General features: G+C 39.7%; 27 protein-coding genes and 1 riboswitch. Of the genes, 6 read left to right on the top strand and 21 right to left on the bottom strand.

Annotation, left to right across the window (positions count from 1 at the left end; genetic code table 11):
* Window positions 1-14 precede the first annotated feature (14 nt).
* The 3 genes from H0Z36_RS01810 to H0Z36_RS01800 all read right to left on the bottom strand — a co-directional run bounded on the left by H0Z36_RS01810 (window position 15) and on the right by H0Z36_RS01800 (window position 3,387).
* A complete protein-coding gene (locus tag H0Z36_RS01810) occupies window positions 15-539 on the bottom strand; it encodes a CGGC domain-containing protein (RefSeq protein WP_296863330.1) in 525 nt (174 codons plus the stop codon).
* 447 nt (window positions 540-986) lie between these two features.
* Window positions 987-2,000: a hypothetical protein gene (locus H0Z36_RS01805; protein ID WP_296863328.1), complete on the bottom strand. Its 1,014-nt coding sequence runs from the start codon at window positions 1,998-2,000 to the stop codon at window positions 987-989.
* A gap of 4 nt (window positions 2,001-2,004) precedes the next feature.
* Complete coding sequence (locus H0Z36_RS01800) at window positions 2,005-3,387, bottom strand: polysaccharide deacetylase family protein (RefSeq protein WP_296863326.1); 1,383 nt, start codon at window positions 3,385-3,387, stop codon at window positions 2,005-2,007.
* Window positions 3,388-3,664: 277 nt separating this feature from the next.
* Between H0Z36_RS01800 and H0Z36_RS01795 the strand changes: the two genes are divergently transcribed.
* Genes H0Z36_RS01795 through H0Z36_RS01785 form a run of 3 tightly spaced genes read left to right on the top strand, consistent with a single transcriptional unit; the run spans window position 3,665 to window position 7,927 of the window.
* Window positions 3,665-4,372 (top strand): ABC transporter ATP-binding protein, encoded by a 708-nt coding sequence (locus H0Z36_RS01795; RefSeq protein ID WP_296863324.1) that lies wholly within the window; start codon window positions 3,665-3,667, stop codon window positions 4,370-4,372.
* A complete protein-coding gene (locus H0Z36_RS01790) occupies window positions 4,366-6,750 on the top strand; it encodes an FtsX-like permease family protein (RefSeq protein ID WP_296863322.1) in 2,385 nt (794 codons plus the stop codon). Before H0Z36_RS01795 ends, H0Z36_RS01790 begins: the two co-directional genes overlap by 7 nt.
* Before the next feature lie 16 nt (window positions 6,751-6,766).
* Window positions 6,767-7,927, top strand: coding sequence for an efflux RND transporter periplasmic adaptor subunit (locus tag H0Z36_RS01785; RefSeq protein WP_296863320.1), 1,161 nt, complete (start codon window positions 6,767-6,769; stop codon window positions 7,925-7,927).
* A gap of 55 nt (window positions 7,928-7,982) precedes the next feature.
* Here H0Z36_RS01785 and H0Z36_RS01780 read toward each other — a convergent pair whose 3' ends face one another.
* Window positions 7,983-8,678, bottom strand: a complete 696-nt coding sequence (locus H0Z36_RS01780) for a hypothetical protein (RefSeq protein ID WP_296863318.1) — start codon at window positions 8,676-8,678, stop codon at window positions 7,983-7,985.
* Window positions 8,679-8,895: 217 nt separating this feature from the next.
* Between H0Z36_RS01780 and glnA the strand changes: the two genes are divergently transcribed.
* Window positions 8,896-10,329 (top strand): type I glutamate--ammonia ligase, encoded by a 1,434-nt coding sequence (gene glnA, locus H0Z36_RS01775; RefSeq protein WP_296863316.1) that lies wholly within the window; start codon window positions 8,896-8,898, stop codon window positions 10,327-10,329.
* A gap of 47 nt (window positions 10,330-10,376) precedes the next feature.
* Here glnA and H0Z36_RS01770 read toward each other — a convergent pair whose 3' ends face one another.
* From H0Z36_RS01770 to H0Z36_RS01690, 17 genes are all read right to left on the bottom strand, one after another.
* Window positions 10,377-11,324: an acetyl-CoA carboxylase carboxyltransferase subunit alpha gene (locus H0Z36_RS01770; protein ID WP_296863314.1), complete on the bottom strand. Its 948-nt coding sequence runs from the start codon at window positions 11,322-11,324 to the stop codon at window positions 10,377-10,379.
* Window positions 11,317-12,183: an acetyl-CoA carboxylase, carboxyltransferase subunit beta gene (gene accD, locus H0Z36_RS01765; protein WP_296863312.1), complete on the bottom strand. Its 867-nt coding sequence runs from the start codon at window positions 12,181-12,183 to the stop codon at window positions 11,317-11,319. Before accD ends, H0Z36_RS01770 begins: the two co-directional genes overlap by 8 nt.
* A 17-nt stretch (window positions 12,184-12,200) precedes the next feature.
* Window positions 12,201-12,623, bottom strand: a complete 423-nt coding sequence (gene fabZ / locus H0Z36_RS01760; protein WP_296863311.1) for a 3-hydroxyacyl-ACP dehydratase FabZ — start codon at window positions 12,621-12,623, stop codon at window positions 12,201-12,203.
* A 10-nt stretch (window positions 12,624-12,633) separates the two neighbouring features.
* Window positions 12,634-13,872 carry a beta-ketoacyl-ACP synthase II gene (fabF, locus tag H0Z36_RS01755; RefSeq protein ID WP_296863309.1) on the bottom strand — a complete coding sequence of 413 codons (1,239 nt, stop codon included), beginning with the start codon at window positions 13,870-13,872 and terminating at the stop codon, window positions 12,634-12,636.
* A 20-nt stretch (window positions 13,873-13,892) separates the two neighbouring features.
* On the bottom strand, window positions 13,893-14,135 hold the full coding sequence (gene acpP / locus H0Z36_RS01750; RefSeq protein ID WP_296863307.1) for an acyl carrier protein: 243 nt from the start codon (window positions 14,133-14,135) through the stop codon (window positions 13,893-13,895).
* 34 nt (window positions 14,136-14,169) lie between these two features.
* Window positions 14,170-14,910 (bottom strand): 3-oxoacyl-[acyl-carrier-protein] reductase, encoded by a 741-nt coding sequence (fabG, locus tag H0Z36_RS01745; protein WP_296863305.1) that lies wholly within the window; start codon window positions 14,908-14,910, stop codon window positions 14,170-14,172.
* Entirely contained in the window at window positions 14,900-15,826 is a 927-nt protein-coding gene (gene fabD / locus H0Z36_RS01740) for an ACP S-malonyltransferase (protein WP_296863304.1), read from the bottom strand. The genes fabG and fabD overlap by 11 nt, the downstream gene beginning before the upstream one ends.
* Window position 15,827: 1 nt before the next feature.
* Complete coding sequence (gene fabK / locus H0Z36_RS01735; protein WP_296863302.1) at window positions 15,828-16,769, bottom strand: enoyl-[acyl-carrier-protein] reductase FabK; 942 nt, start codon at window positions 16,767-16,769, stop codon at window positions 15,828-15,830.
* Complete coding sequence (locus H0Z36_RS01730) at window positions 16,770-17,756, bottom strand: beta-ketoacyl-ACP synthase III (RefSeq protein WP_296863300.1); 987 nt, start codon at window positions 17,754-17,756, stop codon at window positions 16,770-16,772. It abuts the gene before it with no gap.
* A 281-nt stretch (window positions 17,757-18,037) separates the two neighbouring features.
* Window positions 18,038-19,666 (bottom strand): chaperonin GroEL, encoded by a 1,629-nt coding sequence (gene groL, locus H0Z36_RS01725; RefSeq protein WP_296863365.1) that lies wholly within the window; start codon window positions 19,664-19,666, stop codon window positions 18,038-18,040.
* A gap of 30 nt (window positions 19,667-19,696) precedes the next feature.
* On the bottom strand, window positions 19,697-19,987 hold the full coding sequence (gene groES, locus H0Z36_RS01720) for a co-chaperone GroES (RefSeq protein ID WP_296863298.1): 291 nt from the start codon (window positions 19,985-19,987) through the stop codon (window positions 19,697-19,699).
* A gap of 245 nt (window positions 19,988-20,232) precedes the next feature.
* The gene (locus tag H0Z36_RS01715) at window positions 20,233-21,168 is read right to left on the bottom strand and encodes an alpha/beta hydrolase (protein WP_296863296.1); all 936 of its coding nucleotides are present in this window, start codon (window positions 21,166-21,168) and stop codon (window positions 20,233-20,235) included.
* Window positions 21,169-21,208: 40 nt separating this feature from the next.
* Window positions 21,209-21,700, bottom strand: a complete 492-nt coding sequence (locus H0Z36_RS01710; protein WP_296863363.1) for a MogA/MoaB family molybdenum cofactor biosynthesis protein — start codon at window positions 21,698-21,700, stop codon at window positions 21,209-21,211.
* On the bottom strand, window positions 21,700-22,140 hold the full coding sequence (locus H0Z36_RS01705; RefSeq protein WP_296863294.1) for an MOSC domain-containing protein: 441 nt from the start codon (window positions 22,138-22,140) through the stop codon (window positions 21,700-21,702). Before H0Z36_RS01705 ends, H0Z36_RS01710 begins: the two co-directional genes overlap by 1 nt.
* 14 nt (window positions 22,141-22,154) lie before the next feature.
* Window positions 22,155-22,634, bottom strand: a complete 480-nt coding sequence (gene moaC / locus H0Z36_RS01700) for a cyclic pyranopterin monophosphate synthase MoaC (protein ID WP_296863292.1) — start codon at window positions 22,632-22,634, stop codon at window positions 22,155-22,157.
* Between the two features lie 2 nt (window positions 22,635-22,636).
* Window positions 22,637-23,620: a GTP 3',8-cyclase MoaA gene (gene moaA, locus H0Z36_RS01695; RefSeq protein WP_296863290.1), complete on the bottom strand. Its 984-nt coding sequence runs from the start codon at window positions 23,618-23,620 to the stop codon at window positions 22,637-22,639.
* A gap of 35 nt (window positions 23,621-23,655) precedes the next feature.
* On the bottom strand, window positions 23,656-23,832 hold the full coding sequence (locus tag H0Z36_RS01690; RefSeq protein WP_296863288.1) for a hypothetical protein: 177 nt from the start codon (window positions 23,830-23,832) through the stop codon (window positions 23,656-23,658).
* A gap of 55 nt (window positions 23,833-23,887) precedes the next feature.
* A riboswitch (molybdenum cofactor riboswitch) is annotated at window positions 23,888-24,006 on the bottom strand.
* A 243-nt stretch (window positions 24,007-24,249) separates the two neighbouring features.
* On the opposite strand from H0Z36_RS01690, the gene H0Z36_RS01685 reads away from it, so the two are divergent.
* Together H0Z36_RS01685 and H0Z36_RS01680 are read left to right on the top strand one after the other, a co-directional pair.
* Window positions 24,250-24,672: an NfeD family protein gene (locus tag H0Z36_RS01685; protein WP_296863286.1), complete on the top strand. Its 423-nt coding sequence runs from the start codon at window positions 24,250-24,252 to the stop codon at window positions 24,670-24,672.
* Window positions 24,673-24,696: 24 nt separating this feature from the next.
* Complete coding sequence (locus H0Z36_RS01680; RefSeq protein ID WP_296863285.1) at window positions 24,697-25,620, top strand: SPFH domain-containing protein; 924 nt, start codon at window positions 24,697-24,699, stop codon at window positions 25,618-25,620.
* The last annotated feature ends 51 nt before the right edge of the window (window positions 25,621-25,671 follow it).

The following is a 25,671-nucleotide window of genomic DNA, read 5'->3' as shown; positions in this document are numbered from 1 at the left end:
CTTTAATAACTCTCTTAATGATGAGTCCCCTCTACTACCTTTATCCCCTTGCTCTCAATAGTCCTCTTAATTTGGGCCCTGTTAGGACAGCGGGGGTAATCTTCTTCCAACATCATACAGGAGGAAAGATGAACAACATCTACATCATATTTAAGTAACGTATCTACAAGTCGGGAGACCCGACGCCCCGGACAGCCTCCACAGGTGAAAAAGCCAATCATTTCCACGTTATCGCCATATGACGCAAACTGCTGCTGGCGCGCATTAAAGGCTTTAAAGCAAGCTATACCTGGACATACCTCGGAAACAATTTCACAGCGCACTACTGCAATGCGGATTTTATTTTTATCCTGTTCATTTTTCTCTGCAAACTTGATATATTTTTCCTGTCCCTGCCTGACATCCTGTGCTGTTACCTCTTTCCTTCCGCTGGCTCTAACCTGCTCTTCCACTGCCCTCTGCGCCATTTTACGAACAAAACCAGGAATTTTCTCCATCTCCTTCAAAGCTTCCTCAGACCACTTTAATCCATTTCCCACTTTATGCCCTCCCTTCTTAATCTACCCAACAGCAAACGGTTCCCCGGCCTGCTTTTTGCTTTTCCTTTTAATTTGTACAGTATATTGCAGAAACGTTCCCTTCAACATACTCTGCCCCCATTTTTACGATAAAAACTGCCTGTCAGTTCATTTTTAAGCCGCATAACCGATTTATATATTTTCTATTATAATTATATATTTTCTATTATAATGGATATTTTGCTCTATTTTATTGAAGGACATCCGAAACGGGCTGCCCCCTGTAATTGGTGATTATCTATTCCCCAACTGTATTTTAAGCAGGATACTTGAAGCAAAAGGCGGTGTTATAAAATGGATGCTTACCGCGTTATAACAGAATATTCTGTAAAACTTGAATCTTTTAGTGCATAATCTCTGGATTAGGGGAAGCTAACCGGGAAAGACAGAGGAAACGTCCCTACGTCTTCACATTTCCACGTCCTCTTTAAGTTTTCTGACATTCAATACCCATAGACCTTTTTCGGCGGTTCCGATGTAAAGCCTGTCTCCGGTTTGATTGAAACAAAGGTCTAAAATCCTGGTATCAGTCATCTTTTCTCCCACTTCCACCCAATGGACTCCGCCATTCATACTGTAGTACAGTCCTCCTCTACCTGAAGGGAAATCCCATATACCTAAAGCCCATTCACTGACATGAGCGGGATTATACTCCAGCCGGGTAATTCCTCCCGGCAGGTAAAAACGCTGGTAACCTGTAATCTTTCCTTCATGAGTTGCGGTTACTACTCCATTACTGTAAGCAATGTAGGCAATATCCGGATATAGGGGATGTATTAATACCCCATAATTAGCCGGTGTGTCAAGTTTTTTCCAGGTTTTTCCCCTGTCGGTTGACAAATAGGTTAATCTGTCAACTATATAAATGATGTCAGGATTATCAGGATTAACGGCTATACCCCTAACCGTAAGATCCGTAACTTTTTCCCATGATTTCCCCTCATCATAACTGCGCCATAATCCTCCGCCATTTTTAGATGATTGCCCAACGTAAACAGCATTTTGCCGGGGAACAAAGATAATTTTAGCAATCGGCTCTGATAAACACATAATGTCAGCCTTTCGCCATTCCGCTTCATCTCCGGACTTTATATATACGCTTCCCCTTGCAGTTCCTGCGACAATCGTTTTATGGCTATCTTTTTCTATTAAACAAAAAGCAGAAACTTCCTCATCCAGGCTTTGGACCAACCACTTATCCTCTTTCCTGTAATAAATTTTCCCGCCGGACAGCACATATTCCTCGCCATCAGAGGCTAATTCTATTTTATCTATACTCTGGTCTGTCAGGCCGATATTTCGCCACTTCCAATCTTCCTGGCCAGTCTCATCTGAGGGCACATCATGGTCAGCAGGCTGACATCCTCCTGCAACAAACAACAAAAATACTAATCCCATAATAAATAATCCTTTTTTTATCATAATGCTATTTTCCCCCCTCTGAAGTAATCATCTCTTCAATCGTTACAAACCTGTAACCCCTGCTCTGCAAAGCCTCAATTATCCCCGGAAGGGCCTCAATAGTATTTTCCCGGTTAGTATGCATAACTACAATAGCTCCCGGGCTTACCCAACGGTTTACAACCTGGCTGATATCTGCGGCAGTATTATGTATATCTGCATCTGTAGAATTAACTGACCATAACACTGTTTGCAAACCTATGTCCTGAGCAATCTTCACTATTTTATTATCATAATAGCCACCTGGAGGTCTAAAATAATGGGCAGCTTTTCCCCCACAGCGTTCAATAGCCAGCTGGGTCGAGATTAACTGGGCTCTAACCTCATCGTCAGTTAAGGAATGGCAGTTCAAGTGATCCCATGTGTGATTAGCTGCTACATGCCCCCTTGATGTTATTTCTTTGACCAAATCTGCGTTTTGGTAAATACTGCTGCCTATTATAAAAAAGGTCGCCTTTACATTATACCTGTCCAAAATCTCCAGAAGCTTATACACACTTTCTCCCAGATAATCATCAAAGGTTAAGGCTACCGTTTTCTCTTTCCCCGATCCTTTATATATAACTGGTAACATATTACCTGAACTTACAGCAAAATCCCGAAATCCAAACTCTATATTTTCAGTGTTAACCACCTTCTCAAGCTGCTTAAGATCAGAGTAGGCCTGTCCGTCAATAAACACACACTCGATCTTTTTATCATTAATATAAGCAGCACCCTTTTCGGCATCATACTTAAATCTATTTCCCAAAGATAAGGCAAAAATGCGGGCAGGAATATACTTCGTGCCCTGATATTCCACAGCCCTGTCAGTCATCTTCATGCCGTTAATATAAAAATTTAACCTTTTTAATTTGTTAAAACTGATTGATGGCACTTTATGTCCCGTTGTAAAGATTTCAATATTTCCGCCGTGTACCTGAACCTCTGCCAATCTCAGGAGATTTTCCAACCTGTTTAACTCTACATATGCTTTACCGAACAGGTTTACGATTTCGACAAATGCTTCTTCATCCCCCTTTACCAGCTGTATAAGCTGCATTTCAGGAAGCCAGTTAACAACCCAACCGAGGCTTTCACTTATATTCCTGATAGGTACATAAATAACACCATCCCATTCATAACCTATGTCCATAAATATACCATTCACAAATACATAATACCTGTTTTCCAATCGTTCTTTAGCAAATTCATTGGCAGCAGCAATCTCATTCTGACTTCGGTTTTCATACCAGTTAAAACCATTATCCAGAGTAATTTCACCAGTACGAAAATAAAATCTTTCTGCAGCTATTCCGGCGATTAAAATTAAAGCTATAACAAGTATAATTACCGGTACTTTTTTCATATATACCACTCCACCATAACTGATCTAATACTAATAAATTCAGGTTTAACCCTCCTGCCTTCACCCGGCTGTGGCACCCGTGTCTGATAAACAAACTGCCTCCAACACTCCCAACAGAAAGGAGGCACAAGCTAATGCTCCAATAAATTAATCCGGGTGAAAAGTTTATATCTGAAGAATGACTAAATTGGATGCATAAAATTATTCTAAATTAGAATTTTTCAAAAAATAGTTTGATATAATAATTATTATCATAAAAATAAAAAGGGAATACTCTATGAAGAATACCTTATTGGACATAGTAAATATAAGTAAAGTATACCGCATGGGAGAAATAACCGTAGAAGCTTTGCAAAATATCAGCCTTAAAATCTATGAAAAGGAAATTATAGTCATTTTAGGACCTAGTGGCTCAGGTAAAAGCACCTTGCTGAATATAATCGGCGGCATGGACAAACCTACTTCAGGACAGGTCTACTTCTACGACCAAGATTTAACTAAATTGAACGACCAGGGACTTACCCGTTACAGACGCAAGGAAATAGGCTTTGTTTTTCAATTTTACAATCTTATTGCTGACCTCACCGCGTTGGAAAATGTGGAATTGGCAGCCGATTTAGTTGAAAATCCTCTTTCAAGCATTGAAGCCCTTAAAAAAGTTGGTCTTGACCAGAGAAAAACACATTTTCCGTCACAGATGAGCGGAGGAGAACAGCAGCGGGTTGCCATTGCCAGAGCTATAGTTAAAAAACCTCGCCTTTTATTATGTGACGAACCTACCGGTGCACTTGACCTGGAAACAGGGAAAAAAGTCCTTTCTCTTTTAAGAAAAATAAATGAAGAGCTGCAGACTACAATAGTAATAGTTACCCACAACTCAGCTATAAGTTTTATGGCACATAGGATAGTCCGCATGGGAAGTGGAAAAATAATAGAAATAAAAGAAAACCAAAATCCTGTCCTTCCTGAAAGGATTGAATGGTAATGAAAATTCTCTTTATAAAACTTATACGCACCATCTGGAAAACCAAAGGACAATTTTTAGCTATGGTATCTATCGTAACCATAGGAATATCAATATATATAGCTATTACAACCGGATTCTACAACTTAAGACATTCCCGCGATATTTTTTATCAGGAAAACAACTTTGCTGATTATTATTTTCAGGTGATTAAAGCTCCTGAAAAAATAACCAATAAAATTGAAGCCCTTCCCGAAGTCCAAAAAGTCAGTGGAAGAATTCAACAAGATGTCCCCGTCATAAAAAATGACAAAAAAAGGGGGACAGCACGCCTGACCAGCTACAACCTGCCTATCGATAAGGCAGTAAACCGCATACAGCTCCTTAATGGGCGTTTTTTCGATGAAAATCCCTTAAGCGGCGACATTGAAGTCATGATTGACCCCCAGCATCTTTCAGCAAACAACCTCTCAATGTTCGATAAAATAACCATAATAGCTGATGAAAAACAAGTTCCTCTGACCATAGTAGGAACTGCTACCGGCCCTGAATTCACATATTTAATTAAAGATGCTGCTACTTTAGTCCCTGACCCACAAAAATTTGGGGTTATAATGATTCCTACTATACAGGCTCAAAAAATACTTAAAATGGATGGACAAATAAATCAAATAATCGTTAAATTTAAGCCTGGCATTGACCAGGAAAAAGCAGCTCAAAAAATAGAAAAAATCCTGGAACCTTACGGCAATCTGGCCAGTTTCCCACGCGAACAGCAGCTCAGCCATGCTGCTTTACAGGGCGAACTTGATGGCCTTTTAACAACTTCACGCTTTCTGCCTGTATTATTTCTCTTAGTAGCTGCTGCTGCACAATTTGTTTTAATAAGACGTATGGTGCAAAATCAGCAGACGGAAATAGGGATTCTAAAAGCTTTAGGATACAGCGGCCGCAGTTTGATCATACATTTCACAGGCTATGCCCTTTTAGTAAGCGTTGTAGGCATAATTGCAGGAATAATATTAGGGCTCATTTTTGCATCTGCAATTTCCGACCTTTACGCTCAATTTTTCAATCTTCCCGCTGCCATAGGAGGAATTAACGTAAAAACTATAATTTACAGCATAATACTGAGCCTTTCTACAGGTATAATCGCCGGTATCTCCGCCACCCTTTCCATCGTAAAAATCAACCCGGCTGAGTCTATGCGTCTTAAACCTCCTGTTGTCCGCAGCCACTCACTTTTGGAAAAATGGCCGTGGTTATGGCAAAAAATAGATACTTCCTGGAGAATGGGCCTGCGCACGGTAAACCGTAACCGCATACGTTCCACTATAACATTCGCAGGCGTTGTCATATCCGTAGCTCTTTTAGTGATTTCCATGTTTATGAATGACTCAATTGATTATATGCTCGATCAGCACTTTAATCAGGAAGTAAATTATGATTTTATGGTGCGCTTTTCCAACCCGGTAAAAAACAGTGAACTCGGTATTTTATATGATATAAAGGGTGTAAATAAGGTGGAACCACTTTTGGAAATACCGGTTAAAATCAGATATAAAGACAAACGAGAAAATGCCCTTATAATAGGCCTTATCCCCACAAGCGGGATGCAGTTCCCAGTCCAAAAAAACGGCCATAAGCTTTCTATCCCTGAAGAAGGCATTTTATTAAATGAACAAACTGCCAAAAAACTTAATGTCACTGTAGGAGATGTCATAACAGTAGAGCCTTTAATAAATAAAACCAAATCAAAAACCAGAGAATTAAAAATAATGGGAATCAATCATCAACTAATGGGCGGAAATTCTTTTGTTTCACTTAAACAGGCAAACCAGCTGCTTAATGAAGCTAACACAGCCAATGGAGCAATGCTTAAGGCCGATAGAGGAAAATTTTCTTTAATTGAAAAGGAACTTTCAAATATAACTGGAATAAGTTCTATAAGCAGTCGTCAAAGTGAACGCGATAACTTTATGAGCATGCTGGACAGTTTAATATATTTTATCGGAATAATGCTGACATTTGCCATTATCCTTGGTTTTGCTATAATCTATAATTCATCTATCCTCAGCTTTAATGAACGCAGAAGAGAATTTGCCTCCCTTCAAGCAATGGGCTTTTTCAAGCGCGATATTTCAAACCTTTTACTTAAAGAAACTGTTTTAGAGGCTGCTCCTGGCATAATTCTAGGCCTGCCTGCCGGCTATATAATGGCTCATTCGTACGTTAAATCAGTAAGTACAGATTTATACTCTATGCCGGTGGTGATTTCCCCCCTAACTTACTTCCTGGCCGCCCTTGGAGGTATAATCTTCGTTTTAATCGGACATTATTGGGGCATACGCAGACTTAAAGACTTAAATCCCCATGAAGTTCTAAAAAATATCGATTAAAGGAGTTGATTTCATATTGATAAAAAATAAACACTATTTAATTGGCGGATTAATTTTAAGCATAATCATTATTATAATGTTTGTTACCCATCAAAAAACACCGGAAGTTGAAACAACAGTCGCAAAAAAAGGCAATATAACAATTGAAATAAAAGACTCCGGGACAGTGGAGGCTTTGCTGGAAAGCAATGTCTATTCTCCGCAAAACGGAACAATTCATGATTTGCTGGTGAAAATTGGACAAAAAGTCGATAAAAATCAAATATTAATCCAAATCAAAAATCCCGAATTAGATATGAAACTCTCAGAAGCTAAAATCAACCTGGCACAAACCCAGGCAAATTTAACTTTCGCTGAAAATGCGGTTAAACAAACCGAGTTGGAACTGGACACTGCTAAAGCCAACCTTGAGCGTACTTCCATGCTTTTCCGGGAAAGTGCCGTAAGCAAAGTAAAATTAGAAGAAGCCGAATCCCAGGTAAAAAACCTGGAAATAGCACTGCAAAAAAATATTTCTTACAGAGATTCCCTGGCAAGACAAATAAATGAGATAGAAAAAATTATTGCACAGCTTGAGGAACAAAGGGAAAAATTAACTATAAGAAGCCCTATAAAAGGCACTATTGTTCAACTGCCGGTAAAAAAAAGGCAGCCGGTAACTGCCGGAACCCTCCTGACAGTAGTAGCAGATATGAATTCTCTGCAAATAAAAGCAGATATCTTAAGCGAAAATCTATCAGAAATAAAAGTTGGACAAAAAGCAGTTATTACATCTCCCGTGTTAGGAAATAAACATCTCGAAGGCAAAGTAGCCAAAATCTATCCCCGAGCCGAAGAAAAAAAATCTGCCCTGGGAATATTGCAGTACCGGGTTCCAGTTATAATCAGCATAAGTAAAAATTCTTTATTAAAACCCGGATATGAAGTAGATATTGCTATTACAATCAAAGAACATAAAAACGTACTTATCGTTCCCCGGGAAGCCGTTCGCACTACCGCAAACAGTCCCATAGTAATGAAAATAGTCAATGGTAAAATAAAATACCAACCAATCCAAACTGGACTAAGCGATGATGAAAATATCGAAATAAAAAGGGGTCTAAAAGAAGGAGACCTTATTATAAAAAACGGCAGTTTAGAGCTTAAAGAAAATACTCGTGTCAATCCCGTCAGATAAAATAATAATTAATAATTAAAGGGATAAGCAGGTTAATCCCACTTATCCCTTTAAGTTAAGACTGCTTCTTTTTAACCGTAGTATCCGGAGGAATTATTTTGATATTCCGGTCAAAGTCTTTAAACTTAACTTCTATATTAAGACGGGTATCTTTCGTCTGCTTGTTTTCAGCCTGAAGCACAGCTTTCTTGATTAAACTCTTCTTATAGTCTATCCATATTTTATAGGTGAAATTATGCCATAAGGTTTCTAAAAGCTTACTTTCTACTGTCGGGTTACACATCACCACCAGACATTCCCGCCCGTCTATAACTTCAAAACCTTCTTTAGTGATATTTTTTATATTGCTGAACCTGAAATTGGAAAGTGGATGCAGTTCACTTATCATTAAGTCTTCAAAATTAGTTGTATCACTTTCAATCACTATCCACTTTTCAGCAAATGAATCGTAGTTATAGACAGTTCGGTTTATATAATAAATATCAACCGGTGTGTTAACCATCTCCCCCCTTATATGCGTATTATTACCATTCTTCTCTCCTTCTACCCTGCTTATCACCTCCTTCCTGCCATCTACTGTAAACCCTGAATCTAAACTGTATCTATAGCTTTGAACCTCGGCCATTTTATCTAAAGCTTTAGAAAGTTCGACCTGCGGTTCAAGCTTGGATTTTACATAATAATCATGAGCATAAGGTAAAACAAAAATTAAACCTCCCGCAAAGATAAGCAGAACAACATAAGTAATCAACCTTTTTCGCCTAATATTTATTCCCCCTAAGTTTTGATAAAAATTTGAAAACAAATTAACTGGTATATAAATATTAAATTGAAAGCTGATATATTCTTATTTACACACAAAAGATCGTATCGAAATAATAATTGAATTTATGTAAGGTCATAAGTTATACTTATCCCATAGTGTAATTTTGACTGCTGAATTTTATAAAACCAAAGGGGGTTTACAGGTGTTCAAAACTTATGAAGAAGTAATTGATTTTTGCCAAAAAGAAAACATTCAGATGATTGACTTTAAAATGATTGACCTTATCGGAAGATGGAGACACTTAAGCATCCCGGTCGGCCGATTTACTCCAGATACTTTAAAATACGGCATCGGCTTTGACGGCTCCAACTACGGCTTTGCTCCCGTAGAAAAAAGCGACATGGTATTCATCCCGGATATTTTCACCGCAGTATTTGATCCTTTTACTGAAGTCCCCACCTTGAGCATGATCGGTGATGTATATGTTATTGCAGAGCCCGAAAACTACCGTTTTGACCAGGATCCCCGCACCATAGCGCTTAAAGCTGAAGAATACATGAAATCAACCGGAATTGCCGATGAAATGCGCATAGGGCCTGAATTTGAATTTTATGTATTCGACCATGTAAGCTATGAATCTTTACCCAACAAAACCGGATTCAGCATAGATGTCGAACAGGCTATATGGAACAGCGGAGAAAACGACTATCAAAACTTAGGTTATAAAATTCCATTAAAAGGCGGATATCATATAGCAGCTCCACAAGATGTGCTCTATGATTTGCGTTCACGCATGAGTATGCTTTTGGAGCAAAACGGAATCCCGGTAAAATATCATCACCACGAAGTAGGTGGCCCGGGCCAGATTGAAATCGAAGTGGAATTCGGTCCCATGAGGGAAATGGCTGATAAAACTATGCTCGCCAAATATCTAATCAAAAATATGGCCTTCAAAGAAGGAAAAACCGTTACTTTTATGCCCAAACCGCTCTATGGAGAAGCCGGAAACGGTCTGCATGTCCATATGCATCTCTTTAAAGAAGGGAAACCCGTATTCTACGATGAAAGCGGGTATGCAGGCCTTAGCAAAGAAGCTATGTATTTTATTGGTGGCCTTCTAAAACATGCACCAGCTGTGCTTGCCTTTACCAATCCCAGCACCAACTCCTACAAGCGCCTGGTCCCAGGATACGAAGCGCCAGTAAGCATATGCTTCGCTACCGCTAACCGCAGTGCAGTAATAAGAGTCCCCGCTTACGCCAAAGCACCAGAACAAAAAAGATTTGAATTCCGTTCATCTGATGCTACCTGCAATCCATATCTGGCTTTTTCCGCCATACTTATGGCAGGCCTAGACGGAATACAGAACAAAATCGACCCGGTAGCTGAAGGTTTTGGCCCATATGATGTAAATCTTTACAACCTGCCGCCGGAAGAACAGGCTAAAATCAAATCTCTGCCTAAATCTTTAGATGAAGCTTTAGATGCCTTGGAAAAAGACCATGAATTTCTGCTCAAAGGAGGAGTATTCCCGAAACGCCTCATTGAAATATGGGGACAAACCAAACGCAAAGAAGCCCGTAAAGTCAACGATATACCTCATCCTATGGAATTTGAGCTTTATTATGACCTGTAAAACCAAAAAGAAAGCCGGCATGATACCAACTCATGCCGGCTTTTATATTAAACTGTCATTTTCCTTAATCTTTCATAACGCCTTTTCACCAGTTCTTCTGAAGTTAAGCTTAAAAGCTCTTCTAAAGCTTCCCTTATACATTTTCTCATAATATCCGCTACTTCTTTTAAATCCTGATTAGCCCCTCCGGGAGGCTCAGGAATAATATCATCTATTATACCAAAAGCTTTTAAATCATCAGCGGTAAGTTTTAAAGCAGCCGCCATTTTTTCTACTTCCTTTAAATCCTTCCACAGAATAGAAGCGCTGGCTTCCGGTGAAGCTACTGAAAATACTGAATTGGAAAGCATAAAAAGCTTATCAGCAACTGCCAGGGCCAAAGCCCCTCCACTCCCGCCTTCACCAATAACTATGCTTATAATCGGAACCTTAAGGCCAGATAAAAGCCGTAAATTTTCTGCAATAGCCCAAGCCTGCCCTCTTTCCTCAGCTCCCACCCCCGGATAAGCACCAGGAGTATCAATAAATGTTATTACTGGCCTTCCAAATTTCTCCGCCTGCAGAAGCAGTCTCTTGGCTTTGCGAAAGCCTTCCGGATGAGGCATACCGAAATTTCTCTCTATATTTTCCCGGGTATTTTTGCCTTTTTGATGGCCTATAACTGTAATCGGCACCCCTTCAAAAAAGGCAATCCCCCCCAAGATAGCCTTATCATCTCCAAAAAAGCGGTCGCCATGCAGTTCAACAAAATCAGTAAAAATCTCTTCAATATACTGTCTGCATCCCGGACGATCTGTTTGCCTGCTTAAGACCACTTTTTCCCAGGGACTTAAGTTACTGTATCTTTCTTTTTTCAAATTTTCAATCTTTTCTTCTAAAAGCTTAATCTCTTTTTCCAGATTAAAACCGGTAGTAGAAGAAATCTCTTTCAGCTCATTCAGCTTGGCTAAAATGTTTTCATGCTGTTCTTCAAATTCAAATACCTTTTTACTCATTTCTTCCTCCTTGATGGAGCTTTAACAATAAGGCTAAAATCGATCTTAATTCAAATCGGGGTTTCACCATATCAATCATACCGTGTTCCAACAAAAACTCAGACTGTTGAAAATCAGGCGGTAAATCCTGCCTTATCGTCTGCTTTATTACCCGCGGGCCGGTAAAGCCTATCAAGGCTTTAGGCTCAGCAATTATAATATCAGCTAAAGCGGCAAAGCTGGCCGCAACCCCCCCCGTAGTCGGATGGGTCATGACTGATATATATAGAAGTCCGGCCTTATTAAGTTTTTCGATCGCCGCACTGGTTCTAGCCATCTGCACAAGGGAAAACATGCCTTCCTGAATACGAGCTCCCCCTGAAGCAGTGCAAATAATAAGGGGGAGTCTCTCCTCCACCGCTTTTTCTGCTGCCCTTACGATTTTTTCCCCCACCACACGGCCCATGCTTCCCATAACAAAGCGGGAATCCATTACCCCCAATACAGTTTCATATCCCGCTATTTTGGCTTTACCCGTAATTATCGCTTCCTTAAGACCTGATTTTTCGCAAGCCTCTTTTAATTTCAAATCATAATCAGGAAAACATAAAATATTCGATGAAACCAAATCAGCATCAAATTCTATAAAAGTTTCGGCATCTGTAAGCAGAGCTATCCGCTCCTTTGCCGTTAAAGGATAATGGTATCCGCATTCCGGGCAGACCTTAAAATTATCATAAAGTACTTCCGGATCAACATAGCTAGAACAAGAAGGGCAAAGGGCCTCTTTATCTTTTTCAACTTTCTTCCCACTGGCAACAGTTTGTGCTGATGGGTTTAACTCAAAATATCTTTTTTTAGACCAGCTGCTTTTAAACATATAGCGTGTCGCCTTATCTATTTAGACAAGGCAAACAAAAACTCACCTCCTGCCACCAGCTTTTCATCCACCCTTATTTCCCCTTTCGCCCTGCCAATACTACCTTTAATGGTAATAAGCTCTGTTTTTATTATCAGAATATCTCCCGGAATTACCTGTTTCTTAAAGCGAAACTTATCAACTCCAGCCAAGAAAGCCAAACTGTCCTTATACCTTTCATCACTCAAAATCGCACATGCTCCCACCTGAGCTGCAGCCTCTATCATTAAAACCCCGGGCATCACCGGTTTGCCCGGAAAATGTCCAGCAAAATAAGGTTCATTTATAGTAACATTTTTAACTCCCACCGCACTTTTTCCCGGAATCAGTTCTACAATTTTATCCACCAGCAAAAATGGGTAGCGATGGGGAAGTATCTTCATTATCTCTTCAATATTCATAAAACATCACCTATCCTAATTTGCGCACGACCAAAACTGCATTATGTCCGCCAAAACCTAAAGAATCAGACATTACTACTTTTAATTCTTTTTCTCTAGGTTTCAAAGGTACATAATCCAGATCACATTCCGGTGCCGGATTTTCCAAGTTCAAAGTAGGTGGAACAAGATTATTTTCTAAAGCTAAAACCGAAGCGATGAGTTCAATTGCTCCGGCTGCTCCCAGCATGTGACCGGTTGCTGCTTTAATGGAGCTTATCGCTAATTTATAAGCATATTCTCCAAAAACCTTTTTTATCACTTTAGTTTCCACCATATCATTAAGCCTGGTTCCGGTTCCATGCGCATTAATATAATCTACTTCTTCCGGCTTTATCCCGGCATCTTCAAGAGCCATCTTAAAAGCAAGTACTGCCCCCTCTCCTTCTTCATCAGGCTGCACCATGTGACAAGCGTCAGCACTTGCACCATATCCTACAAGCTCACCATAAATGTGGGCTCCGCGTTCTAAGGCATGATTAAGCTCTTCTAAAACTACTACTGCACCGCCTTCACCCATAACAAAACCTTCCCTTGCCTCATCAAAGGGTCGACATGCCTTGTCCGGCTCATCATTGCGGGATGACAGGGCTTTCATAACAGAAAACCCCCCTAAACCTAGAGGAGTTATAGCTGCTTCACTCCCCCCGGCTATCATTACATCCGCCTGTCCATCCCTTATTATGCGGAAAGCATCTCCAATAGAATTAGTTCCGGTGGCACAGGCAGTAACCGTGCAGCCGTTTGGTCCTTTAGCTCCCAACATTATTGATACCTGCCCCGCTGCCATATTGGGTATAAGCATGGGAATAAAAAAAGGATTAATTCCGCTTACCCCTCTAGATAGCAGATTGCTGTGATTTTTCTCTAAAGTTTCAATTCCTCCTATCCCTGAACCAATCCATACTCCAATTTTACTTTTATCTTCTTTCACAAAATCAATTCCGGCATCTTCTACTGCCATCAGAGCAGCAGCACAGGCGTACTGGACGAATTTATCCATACGGCGTGCCTCTTTTTTAGGTATATAATCTTCTACCTTAAAATCTCTCACCTGGGCAGCTATTTTTACCGGAAAATCATTAGTATCAAAATAATCTATATATCCTATTCCGCTTTTTCCTTTAATTAAATTATCCCAAAAGACCTTTTTATCATGGCCCAGGGGAGAAACCATCCCCAGGCCGGTTATAACTACTCGTCTTTTCAAGATTAAACCACCCCAACCGATTAAGCTTTCTCCCCAATCCTTGCTTCAATGTACTCCACTGCATCCTTTACCGTCTTCATTTTTTCAGCAGCCTCTTCCGGAATTTGAATATCATACTTTTCTTCCAAAAGCATAAGCATTTCTACAATGTCCAGAGAGTCTGCATCCAGGTCTTCTTCAAAAGATGCATCAAGGGTGACTATTTCTTCAGGTACATCCTTAATCTCAATGATTATTTCCTTTAAGACTTCAAATACTGACATATTTTAATCCTCCTTCATAATAATTTGCAATTTTTTATAAAACTGACATGCCCCCATCAACCTTTATTACCTGTCCGGTAATAAAAGAAGCATCGGGAGAGGCCAGAAATGCAACTGCCGCTGCCACATCTTCAGGATTTCCCATTCTTCCAACTGATATTCCCCCGATTATGCGATCTTTAACTTCATCAGGCAGCACATCAGTCATCGCGGTTTTAATATAGCCTGGAGCTACAGCATTAACTGTAATTCCGCGGTTGCCGTATTCCTTAGCCATAGAAAGAGTAAGACCTATAAGTCCTGATTTAGCTGCTGCATAATGGGTCTGACCGGCATTGCCGCTTATCCCTACGACCGAAGAAATATTGATTATGCGTCCAAACCTTTTTTTCATCATGTGTCTTACAGCAGCCCGGCTGCAGTAAAATGCGGAATTAAGATTAGTACTTATTAATTTATCCCACTCTTCATCACTGATGCGTATCATGAGCTGGTCTTTGTTGATTCCGGCATTATTTACCAGAACATCCAGCTTCCCATAAGTATCCACTGTTGTATCTATTAGATGTTGGGCTTCCTCTGAGCGGGAAACATCCGCTTTAACAATAATTCCCTCTCCCCCGCCTTTTTTAACCTCATTTAATACTTCTGTGGCTTCTTCTTCACTATTGAGATAATTTATAACTACTTTATATCCTTCCCTGGCAAGCCTTAGAACAATAGCCTTACCTATTCCCCGTGAAGCTCCAGTAACTACCGCCACCCTATTTTCCAAGCTTTTCTGCCTCCTTCATGAGTTTGTCAAAAGATTTAACATCTTCAACATTTCCCAAAAGCCTTTTCTTATCAATCCGTTTTATGAGTCCGGATAAAACTGTTCCCGGTCCAATTTCAACTAAATAATCCACCTCATTAAGCATATATCTTATACTCTCTTCCCACCTTACCGGCGAATAAAGCTGCTTGGCTAGAATATCAGGCAAATCTTCAACAGGGTTTTCTCTGGCATTAACATTGCTTACTACTTTTCCTCTTGCTGGTTTAAAATTTATTCCTGTCAGACATTCCCTGAACTCATCTGCCGCTTCCTTCATCATTGAACTGTGGGAAGGAATGCTTACTGCTAAAATTTTAGCTTTTCCCCCTATGAAATTAATTTTTTCTGCTGCTCTCTCTACTGCATTTTTCTCCCCTGAAATCACCATCTGCCCTGGACAGTTGTAATTTGCTATTTCTACTATCCCATCTATTTCACTTAAAATCTCTTCAACTTCAATGCTTTTAAGTCCTAAAACTGCAGCCATCGCTCCTCTTCCCAAAGGAACTGCATCCTGCATAATCTCAGCTCTTTTAGCCACCAGAGGCAGAACTTCTTCTAATCTTAAAACTCCGGCCGCAGACAAAGCTGTGTATTCACCTAAACTTAAGCCCGCATAGATTGAAGCATCTAAACCTTGCCTTCTTACTACTTCCAGAATGGCAAGGCTTACTGCTAGAATAGCTGGCTGGGCATAAACCGTTTTATTAAGCTCGCTTTCTTCCCCTTCAAAACAAAGTTTGCTTATCGAATAACCTAGAATTTCATCTGCATTTTTCAAAACATCCATAGCTTCCTTAAAGGTCCAAGCTATTTCTTTGCCCATTCCTACATACTGAGCGCCCTGTCCTGGGAACACAAAACCTAAACGCACCTTATAATTCCCCCCACATCGCTTTTATTCTTAAAGCATGATTTATTATATCTTCCACAATTTTCCCGGCTGGTTTTATCTCATTAATTAATCCGGCAATCTCTCCTGCTAAGATGGTACCGTATTCAACATCTCCATTAAGGGCTGCCGCAGGATATTTTCCCCGTCCTAGCTCTTCGAGTTCTTCCTTCTTCATCCCTGAAAACTCACATTGTAAATAGTGTCTGGTAAACTTGTTGTGAATAGCCCGTACCGGATGATTGGTAACAGTTCCACAAATTACGGTGGCGCGATCTCGCGCTTTAAGAACTTTTTCCTGATAGGCTGGATGAACTTCACATTCTTCAGAACATATAAACCTGGTTCCTATCTGCACTCCTTCTGCTCCTAAAGCAAAAGCCGCCATAAAACCTCTTCCGTCAGCAACGCCTCCAGCCGCAATAACCGGCACATCAACCGCATCACATATCATAGGAACCAGACACATAGTGCTCATTTCACCTATATGTCCACCTGACTCCATTCCTTCAGCGATAACTGCATCTGCCCCTAAACGGACAAGCCTTTTTGCCAAAGCTACCGACGCCACCACCGGTATGACCTTAATACCTGCCTCTTTAAATTTTTCCATGTATATTCCGGGATTGCCCGCCCCGGTAGTAACTGCCGGTACTTTTTCCCTGACTACTACATCAATCAATTCCTCGATATTAGGAAGAGCCAGCATAAGATTTACCCCAAATGGCCTGTCGGTTTTTTCTTTAACCAGTTTTATCTGTTCTTCAAGCCAGGAAGCCTCAGCACCTCCTGCCCCAATAATACCTAGTCCCCCAGCATTCGAAACCGCTGCTGCTAATCTGCCTCCAGCTATCCAGGCCATTCCTCCCTGGAAAAGAGGATATTTTATATTTAAAAGCCTGCAAAGTCTATTATTCTCAAACATCTAATTTCTCCCCCACCTGATTACTAATCCACCAAAAGTAAGCCCTGCTCCAAACGCTACCGTTAAAACAATATCACCAGGTTTAAAAAGCTCTTTTTCCTCTGCTTCTGACATAGCAACCGGGATAGAAGCAGCCGACATATTCCCGAAACGGTCAATATTTATAATTGTCCTATCTTCCGGTATTGCCATGCGCTTCATCGCAGTTTGAATTATACGGATATTAGCCTGATGAGGCACAAAATAATCTATATTTTCATAAGTCAATCCTGCCATTTTTACAAGCTTTTCGCTTACCATACCCATAGTTTTAGTAGCAAAACGGAAAACTTCATTTCCATTCATCTTTATATAATGCATTCTTTCGCAAACTGTCGCTTCAGAGGCAGGAAGCCTTGACCCTCCTGCCGGCATATACAAAAGATCTCCTCCAGACCCATCCGCCCCCAGATAAGATGCTATAATACCAGCTTCTCCTCCTCCTTTACCTACGACTGCCGCTCCGGCTCCATCACCAAATAAAATGCAGGTACTGCGATCAGTATAGTCGGTTATCTTAGAAAGCATATCAACCCCTATGACCAAGGCATAATTATAATCTGAAGCCAGCAAAAACTTCTCTGCGACCGTCAAAGCATAAATAAAACCGGTACATCCTGCTCCTATATCAAAAGCAGCAGCATTTACAGCCCCCAGCCTATCCTGAACAATACAGGCAGTTGAAGGAAAAAGCATATCCGGCGTAACTGTAGCAACAACAATTAAATCAAGTTTTTCCGGTTTTATGCCTGCTTTATCTAAAGCCTTTTTAGCTGCTTTGACACATAAATCAGAAGAAGCAGTTTTTTCATCTCCTATTCTTCTTTCTAAAATACCGGTTCGCTCTCTTATCCATTCATCACTGGTATCAACCATTTTTTCCAAATCTTTATTGGTAAGTATCTTATCAGGAAGGGAATGTCCCATTCCTAAAATCTTCACTTTCACGTTTAAATACACCACCATTAAAACTCTTTTTATTTTTTTCTTTTTTTAAAGAGTTATTACATGATTATGCATAATAATAAATCAGTTTTTTTAAAAAAAGTCAATATATTTTCAGAATTTTCTGGCAAATATCGCAAGCCTGTGACAAATGACAGCAAAAAACAGTAAAAATTTCTATTTAGACCAGAAAAAATACAAAACCGCTTTCAGATATAAAATCTGAAAGCGGTTTTCAGTATTGCAACAAATATATATATCTATCTTAAAGGGGGGAGAGCTAATTACATCATGGGCATTCCGCCGCCACCAGCAGCAGCATTCATGGCATTCATTTCGTCCTTATCCGGAATTTCAACTACTACTGCTTCAGTGGTAAGCAGCATAGCAGCAATACTTGCAGCATTCTGAACTGCAGAACGTGTTACTTTTGCCGGGTCAATTATTCCAGCTGCAATCATATCTTCATACTCACCAGTAAGAGCATTAAACCCTACCCCCGGTGCAGCTTCTTTTACTTTTTCTACTACTACGGAACCTTCTATTCCCGCATTGTTAGCAATCTGGCGTAAAGGTTCCTCTAAGGCCTTCTTGACCAGTTTTACTCCAGTCAGTTCGTCTCCTTCAGCTTCTATATTGTCGAGGACTTTTATAACATTTATAAGGGCAGTTCCACCACCAGGAACAATTCCCTCTTCAACTGCAGCCTTGGTAGCAGCCAAAGCATCTTCTATTCTGTGTTTCTTTTCTTTTAGCTCAGTTTCGGTTGCAGCCCCTACCTGAATTACAGCTACACCACCAGATAATTTAGCCATTCTTTCCTGCAGTTTTTCTCTATCATATTCAGATTCAGTTTCTTCGAGCTGCATTTTAATATTAGCTATGCGGTCTTTAACAGCCTGTTCAGAACCTGCTCCATCAACAATAATAGTTTCTTCTTTCTTCACTACTACCTGACGGGCACGACCTAACATATCAAGGTCTACATTTTCCAGTTTAGCTCCCATATCTTCAGATACAACTTTACCACCAGTAAGTATAGCTATGTCTTCAAGCATTGCCTTTCTTCTTTCACCAAATGCAGGAGCTTTTACAGCTACACAGGTAAATGTTCCCCTCAATTTGTTAACTACGATTGTAGCTAATGCTTCACCTTCAACTTCTTCAGCAATGAGAAGCATGGGTTTTCCGGTTTGTACAACCTTTTCCAGCACAGGCAGAATTTCATGTATAGAGGAAACTTTCTTGTCGGTTATCAGAATGTATGGTTCTTCTAAAACAGCTTCCATCTTTTCAGTATTGGTAATCATGTAAGGAGAAATATAACCGCGGTCAAAGCTCATTCCTTCAACTACTTCTAAATATGTTCCCACAGATTGAGATTCTTCTACAGTAATAACTCCGTCTCTTCCAACTTTATCCATAGCATCAGCAATCAGCTGACCAATTTCGGTATCGCTGGCAGAGATAGAGGCAACTTGCGCAATAGCTTCCTTAGATTCAACCGGCTTGCTTATCCTCTTAACTTCTTCTACTACTGCCTTAACTGCCTTTTCAATACCTTTCTTCATTATCATCGGATTAGCACCGGCAGCTACATTTTTAAGTCCTTCCTTAATCATGGCCTGAGCCAAAACTGTTGCAGTAGTAGTTCCATCTCCTGCTACATCATTAGTCTTGGTAGCAACTTCTTTAACCAGCTGACAACCTAAATTTTCCCATGGATCCTCCAAATCTATATCTCTTGCAATAGTAACTCCATCATTGGTAATAGTAGGAGCTCCAAATTTTCTATCCAATACTACATTTCTGCCTTTAGGACCTAAAGTAACCTTAACTGCATCTGCCAAAGCATCTACTCCTCTTTCTAATGCCCTTCTAGCCTCTTCACCAAATTTAACTTCCTTTGCTATCATCTATTTAACCTCCTTTACCCATTTAATTTATTTAATTACTGCTAAAACATCTCTTTCAGACAAGATGAGATATTCTTCTCCATCAATCTTTACTTCAGTTCCGGCATATTTAGAGAAAATGATTTTATCTCCAACATTAACATCCATCGGAATTCTTTCACCTTTTTCATCACGTGCGCCAGGCCCTACAGCCACAACTTCGCCTTCCTGCGGTTTTTCTTTAGCTGTATCGGGAACATAAAGTCCGCTCTTGGTTTTTTCTTCTTTTACTTCAGCTACTTTAATTACTAAACGATCTCCCAACGGTTGAATCTTCACAAGTATACCTCCTTTTTTATGTTAATATTTTTCTACTCGTTTGTTATTAGCACTCATTAAATGCGAGTGCTAATTACTACCTATAATATTAGGCAAGACTTAATAAGCTTTCAAATAACACCACTTATCAAATCCGCCTAATATTTCCGATTTATATTATGTTCCTTTTATTTTCTTTTTATACCTTTAAAAATCACTATTTCTTGGAACTTTACAAATATTCAATAAACCCAGCATAAACAACACTATTTTTGTCTTTCTACTTTATCCAAAAAATCTATAACCATATCAAGATAATATTCGCCAGCAACCTCGTAATTTTTAACATGTCCTGCCCCCGGAACGATCCACAAATCTGCCTGAGGATAAGCTTTTCTTAAAAGTTCACTATTCTTTAAAGGGACATCAACATCTTTGTTTCCATGTATCAACAAAAGTGGTCTCCCCGCAAATTTCGATACTTCCTTTACAGGGCGCACCTTATCAGCATTCAAACCAGTAAGAAAAGTTCCTATCACCAGAGAGGTTTGATTAAAAGGTATAGACGGGAGACCACTCCATACCGAAAGATTTTCCATAAGGTATGGTTTTAAATCGGCAAAGGGTGAATCTGCAATTACTCCATCTACCTGCTTTTCGCGAGCACCTGCAATAATAGCTGTTGCCGCTCCCATAGAAAAACCATGCAAAACAATTTTTCCGGAAATATTTTTTTCTGATCTGATAAAATCTACTGCCCCCAAAAGGTCATTTACTTCATACTGTCCCACAGAAGTTATATTCCCGTCAGATTCCCCGGAGTTCCTAAAATCGAATAATAATACATTCCAACCATGATCATGAACTTTCTTGACGATCGGTAAAACAGGGACATCAGACTGCAATCTGTTTCTTCCATAACCGTGTGCAAATATAACTGTCCTATCACTTTCAGCCGGAATAAACCAGCCCTTCAAATTTAAGCTGCTCCCGCGTGAGGTAAAACTAACATCCTCAAAATCTAGCCCATAATCATTCGGATTACTTTTTATTTCTTCCCGCTCCGGATGGGTCAATTTCCAGCTAACATAGCCAGAAATTCCTCCTACTGCAACTACTAAAACTAATACTGTAAGTAAACATATACCAAATATTCTACCTTTTTTGGCTTTCCTCTTTTCAACCAAATTCAGCTCAGCCATCTACCCCTTCTCCCCTTATAAAAATTCCTAAACCTAATTTTTAAAGTAGTTCTCCACATTCCCCGGATTTTCCTTCAAGTATATCCAGTCCATGTCCTAATGCAGGCATAATTGCCTCCAATCCTTCCCTTACCCCTTTTACACTTCCGGGAAGATTTATGATAAGGGTCTTGCCTCTTATACCTGCAATTCCCCGCGAAAGCATGGCCCGGGGAGTTTTTTTAAGTCCGTAAAAGCGTATAGCTTCTGGAATCCCCGGCACCAGTTTTTCAACTACTTCTAAAGTAGCATCAGGTGTTACATCCCGGGGAGATAAGCCGGTTCCTCCAGAAGTCAAGAGTAAATCAAGTTTAAGTACATCACAGGCATATTTAATTTTGTCTATTATTATTTTCTTTTCATCTGGGACTATTTCATAGTATTCGCATACATAATCTTTCCCCAACATTTTTTCTATAGTCTTCCCGCTTATATCCTCCCTTTCTCCCTTAAAACCCTTGTCACTCATAACCAAAATTCCGGTTCTATACATCATAACACCTCTACTTTATCTCCTTTTCTTATAGTTCCACCCTTTATAACCCGGCAAAAAAGGCCTTCATAAGGAAGGAGAGATATTCCTCCATAAGTGCGGGTTACAATGCTGGGATGATCCTCTTTCCCAATCTGCATAACCCGAAGGATTACATCATTTCCGACCTTAAGCTTTCCTCCTACCCCTATTTTTACTAAATCAATGCCTTCGATAAGCAGGTTTTCCGCAAAACCTCCCGGTCCGACATTCAAGCCGTGTTCGCAGTTTACCTTATCAACACTCGCCTTATTAAGACAGGTAACCTGTCTATCCCAATCCCCTGCATGTCCATCATTCTCTAGCCCATAATTTTCGATAACCCGGGCTTCTTCTACTTCATTTTTAAGCGTTCCCCTTTCCGGGCTTATGCTTATAGAATACAAAGTCCCTTCAGGCATATAATAGTTCCTCCTTAATCCCTTTCTCTTATTAAATGACCGCTTTTGCCTCCTTTTTTTTCAAGAAGTTTTATATCAGTAATTTTCATCCACCTGTCTACTGCCTTGCACATATCATAAACAGTTAAAGCAGCTACACTTACTGCAGTCAAGGCTTCCATCTCCACACCAGTTTTACCAGCAGTCTTAACTTCAGAAGTTATAATTATCTCATTATGTTCTTCATCTATAGTAAAATTTATATCTACACCTGTAAGCAAAAGGGGATGGCACATAGGAATAACATCCGAAGTTTTTTTGGCTCCCATTATACCTGCCACTTGAGCTACAGATAAGACATCTCCTTTTTTTATTCCACCACTTTTAATCCTCTCCAGGGTTTCTTTTTGCATACATATTTTAGCCTGGGCAACCGCTTTTCTTTTGGTATCCTCTTTGGCTGTAACATCAACCATCTTAGCTCTACCCTGCTCGTTTATATGGGTAAAATCCATCTTTAGCCTCCTATCTGGTACATTTTGCGTTCATTTTCCTTACCCCAGCCAGAACCAAAATTATGATGTCTAGGTTTATTGTTAATAGCTTCTAAAAAAATCTCAGCCAATTCATCATCATTTGCGTTTTGTTTGATAGCTTCCATTAAATCAACTTCTTCCTTACTATACAAACATCCTCTAAGCTTACCATCAGCAGTAAGCCGGATGCGGTTACATTCACCACAGAAATGATTGCTCATGGGACTTATAAAGCCAACTGACCCCTGTCCGCCTCTTAGCTTAAAATATTTAGCCGGGCCGCTACCCACAATTTTATCCGGTAAAGCCAGCTCAAATTCATGTTCTATTCTGGACTTAATTTTCTCACTCTTAATCAGCTTGTCTTCATTCCAAAACTTAATATCTCCTACCGGCATAAATTCTATAAACCTTATGTGTAAGGGATAATCATAGGCTAATTTTGCAAATTCCAGGACTTCATCATCATTAAACCCTTTTATGACCACCGTATTAATCTTTATCGGATTAAGTCCCAATTCCAATGCAGTAAAAATGCCTTCCATTACCGGCTTTATATCTCCACCCCGGGTAATATAGCTGAACCTTTCCGGTTTTAAGCTGTCAAGGCTGAAATTTACCCGTTTAAGTCCAGCCTTCTTCAATCTTGTCGCCATGACCTTGAACTTTACTCCATTGGTGGTAAGAGCAATATCATCTATTTCTGGTATTTCAGCAATATACTCCACCAGTTTTTCGATATTTTTCCTCACTAAAGGTTCTCCACCGGTAAGGCGCACCTTTTTTATACCTACAGAGGCAGCTACCCGGGTAAGTCTGGCCAATTCCTCCAAACTTAAAATATCTTTATGTGTAAGTTTATAATCAATTCCCTCCTCAGGCATACAATAAAGACATCTTAAGTTACAACGATCCGTTACTGAAATCCTCATGTAATTAATTTCCCGTCCAAATCTGTCTACCATTCTTTAATCACTCCCTTTAAGGGAAAATCTCCCGTTTAAAAACAACCTAATTCACAAGCACAAATCTTTATTTTAAGCTCATCGCACAGCTCTCCCACTACTTTAGGGGAGACTTCTAACTCTTCTGCTATTTTGCGAGCATCACTGCAGGTTATTCTGCCATTAAGAGCTTTCTTTTGAATTTCTTCGGCTATTTCCTGTTTTTTTTCCATAAAACTAACCCTCCCTTATTATAAAAATAAGCACCCGGAAAAGGGTGCAATATGACCTTTTAAAAATTACACTCCTTTCCAAATGGGAGGCATACAGGTTTCCCCGCATACCCTATCGTTCAGCCGCCATAGCCTTGAGCCTTAGGCAAAACTGAATCGGAGCTATATATAAATTTATTTACATTATACAACATTTTTCATATAATGCCTATTTAATCTGTCTGGTAAAAAACCATAATAAAATCCTCACTCAATAAAGCTTTTATCTGCCGCCCTTGATAATAATTTCCAATACCTTTTAAGGAGGTTTTTACATAAAATCCAAGTTTGTTCCTCCCAGTTTGTGATATTATACTATTAAATATAATTTCATATCTTATTTATGAATAAAATAAACTAAAGAAAGGAGGTTTTTCTTTGTCTCCTTCCTACTGGATCATAGCCGCCATCATTGCAGGGGTAATTGAAATATTTACAGTTGGCTTCTGGTTTTTATGGCTTGCTCTTTCTGCTCTTTTGGTAGCCTTAGGGGCAAGCCTTAAAATACTGCCTAATTTGGAAAGTCAGCTTCTAGTCTTTGCTCTTTTAACCTTAGTATTCATAATATTTACCAGACCCATAGTTGTAAAATTTATAAAAACCGAAGACAAATCCAGCAATGTAAGCGCATTAATCGGGCAGCACGGCATAACCTTAAGCCAGATAAAACCTTTACACCTAGGTCAGGTCAAAGTAAACGGGGAAGTCTGGACAGCAATATCTGACGAGGAAATTGAGGAAAATACCCGTATAGAAGTAGTAGGAATTGATGGAGTAAAGCTTAAGATTAAAAAAGCTTAACTTAAAAAAAGAAAGGAGAATTTTATGCTCGGATTAATTTTACAGATACTCATCGTTATATTTGTTATCATTATAGGATTATCTTCCATTAAGATAATCAAGCAATCTACCGTAGGTATAGTCGAAAGGCTGGGAAAATACCATAAAACTGCTCAGCAGGGCATAAATATTATAATACCGTTTATAGACAGTTTTCGCCATATTGTTGACCTACGTGAACAGGTAGTAGATTTTCCTCCTCAACCGGTAATAACCAAAGACAATGTTACCATGATGATTGATACTGTAGTTTATTATCAGGTTACCGACCCTTTCAAATATGCTTATGAAATAGCTAACCCCATACTGGCCATTGAAAACCTAACCGCTACCACCCTGCGTAATATAGTGGGAGAATTAGAGCTTGATGAAACTTTGACTTCCCGGGATATAGTAAACACCAAACTGCGCGCCATTTTGGATGAAGCTACTGACAAATGGGGAATAAAGGTTAACAGGGTAGAACTTAAAAACATACTGCCGCCCAAAGACATTCAGGAGGCTATGGAAAAACAAATGCGGGCTGAACGCGAAAAACGCGAGGCAATCCTTATAGCTGAAGGTCAAAAAACTGCCGCCATATTAGAAGCCGAAGGTAAAAAACAGGCAGCCATCCTCAACGCTGAAGCTATAAGAGAAGCCCAAATAAGAGAAGCTGAAGGGCAAAAACAGGCTAAAATTTTGCAAGCTCAGGGTGAAGCCGAAGCCATTCTAATGGTTCAAAAAGCATTTGCCGATAGTTTAGTTATGATAAAAGAGGCATCCGCTGACGATAAAGTCCTGGCTTTAAAATCCCTCGAAACCTTAAAAGATTTAGGCAATGGTCAGGCAACCAAAATTATCATTCCCAGTGACCTGGCAGGACTCGGCGGAGTATTCACAGCCCTTAAAGAAGTTAACAAAAACTAAAAAAACAAAGGGGTTATGTAATTTATTTTAAAAAATGGCATAACCCCTTTT

Source organism: Thermosyntropha sp. (assembly GCF_017656155.1).
Lineage (GTDB): Bacteria > Bacillota > Syntrophomonadia > Syntrophomonadales > Syntrophomonadaceae > Thermosyntropha.
The sequence above is the reverse complement of the archived record's forward strand: the minus strand, read 5'-3'. Positions and strand labels throughout refer to the sequence as shown.

Bases quoted from the DNA above. Each gene is read 5' to 3' on its own strand.
- moaA (WP_296863290.1), bottom strand. From the start codon at position 23,620: ATGGTAGACAGATTTGGACGGGAAATTAATTACATGAGGATTTCAGTA.
- H0Z36_RS01715 (WP_296863296.1), bottom strand. From the start codon at position 21,168: ATGGCTGAGCTGAATTTGGTTGAAAAGAGGAAAGCCAAAAAAGGTAGA.
- H0Z36_RS01710 (WP_296863363.1), bottom strand. From the start codon at position 21,700: ATGTATAGAACCGGAATTTTGGTTATGAGTGACAAGGGTTTTAAGGGA.
- fabK (WP_296863302.1), bottom strand. From the start codon at position 16,769: ATGTTTGAGAATAATAGACTTTGCAGGCTTTTAAATATAAAATATCCT.
- accD (WP_296863312.1), bottom strand. From the start codon at position 12,183: ATGTTTAAAAGCAGCTGGTCTAAAAAAAGATATTTTGAGTTAAACCCA.
- H0Z36_RS01690 (WP_296863288.1), bottom strand. From the start codon at position 23,832: ATGGAAAAAAAACAGGAAATAGCCGAAGAAATTCAAAAGAAAGCTCTT.
- H0Z36_RS01805 (WP_296863328.1), bottom strand. From the start codon at position 2,000: ATGATAAAAAAAGGATTATTTATTATGGGATTAGTATTTTTGTTGTTT.
- H0Z36_RS01795 (WP_296863324.1), top strand. From the start codon at position 3,665: ATGAAGAATACCTTATTGGACATAGTAAATATAAGTAAAGTATACCGC.
- H0Z36_RS01800 (WP_296863326.1), bottom strand. From the start codon at position 3,387: ATGAAAAAAGTACCGGTAATTATACTTGTTATAGCTTTAATTTTAATC.
- H0Z36_RS01790 (WP_296863322.1), top strand. From the start codon at position 4,366: ATGGTAATGAAAATTCTCTTTATAAAACTTATACGCACCATCTGGAAA.
- H0Z36_RS01770 (WP_296863314.1), bottom strand. From the start codon at position 11,324: ATGAGTAAAAAGGTATTTGAATTTGAAGAACAGCATGAAAACATTTTA.
- acpP (WP_296863307.1), bottom strand. From the start codon at position 14,135: ATGTCAGTATTTGAAGTCTTAAAGGAAATAATCATTGAGATTAAGGAT.
- H0Z36_RS01705 (WP_296863294.1), bottom strand. From the start codon at position 22,140: ATGCCTGAAGGGACTTTGTATTCTATAAGCATAAGCCCGGAAAGGGGA.
- fabZ (WP_296863311.1), bottom strand. From the start codon at position 12,623: ATGAATATTGAAGAGATAATGAAGATACTTCCCCATCGCTACCCATTT.
- H0Z36_RS01680 (WP_296863285.1), top strand. From the start codon at position 24,697: ATGCTCGGATTAATTTTACAGATACTCATCGTTATATTTGTTATCATT.
- moaC (WP_296863292.1), bottom strand. From the start codon at position 22,634: ATGGATTTTACCCATATAAACGAGCAGGGTAGAGCTAAGATGGTTGAT.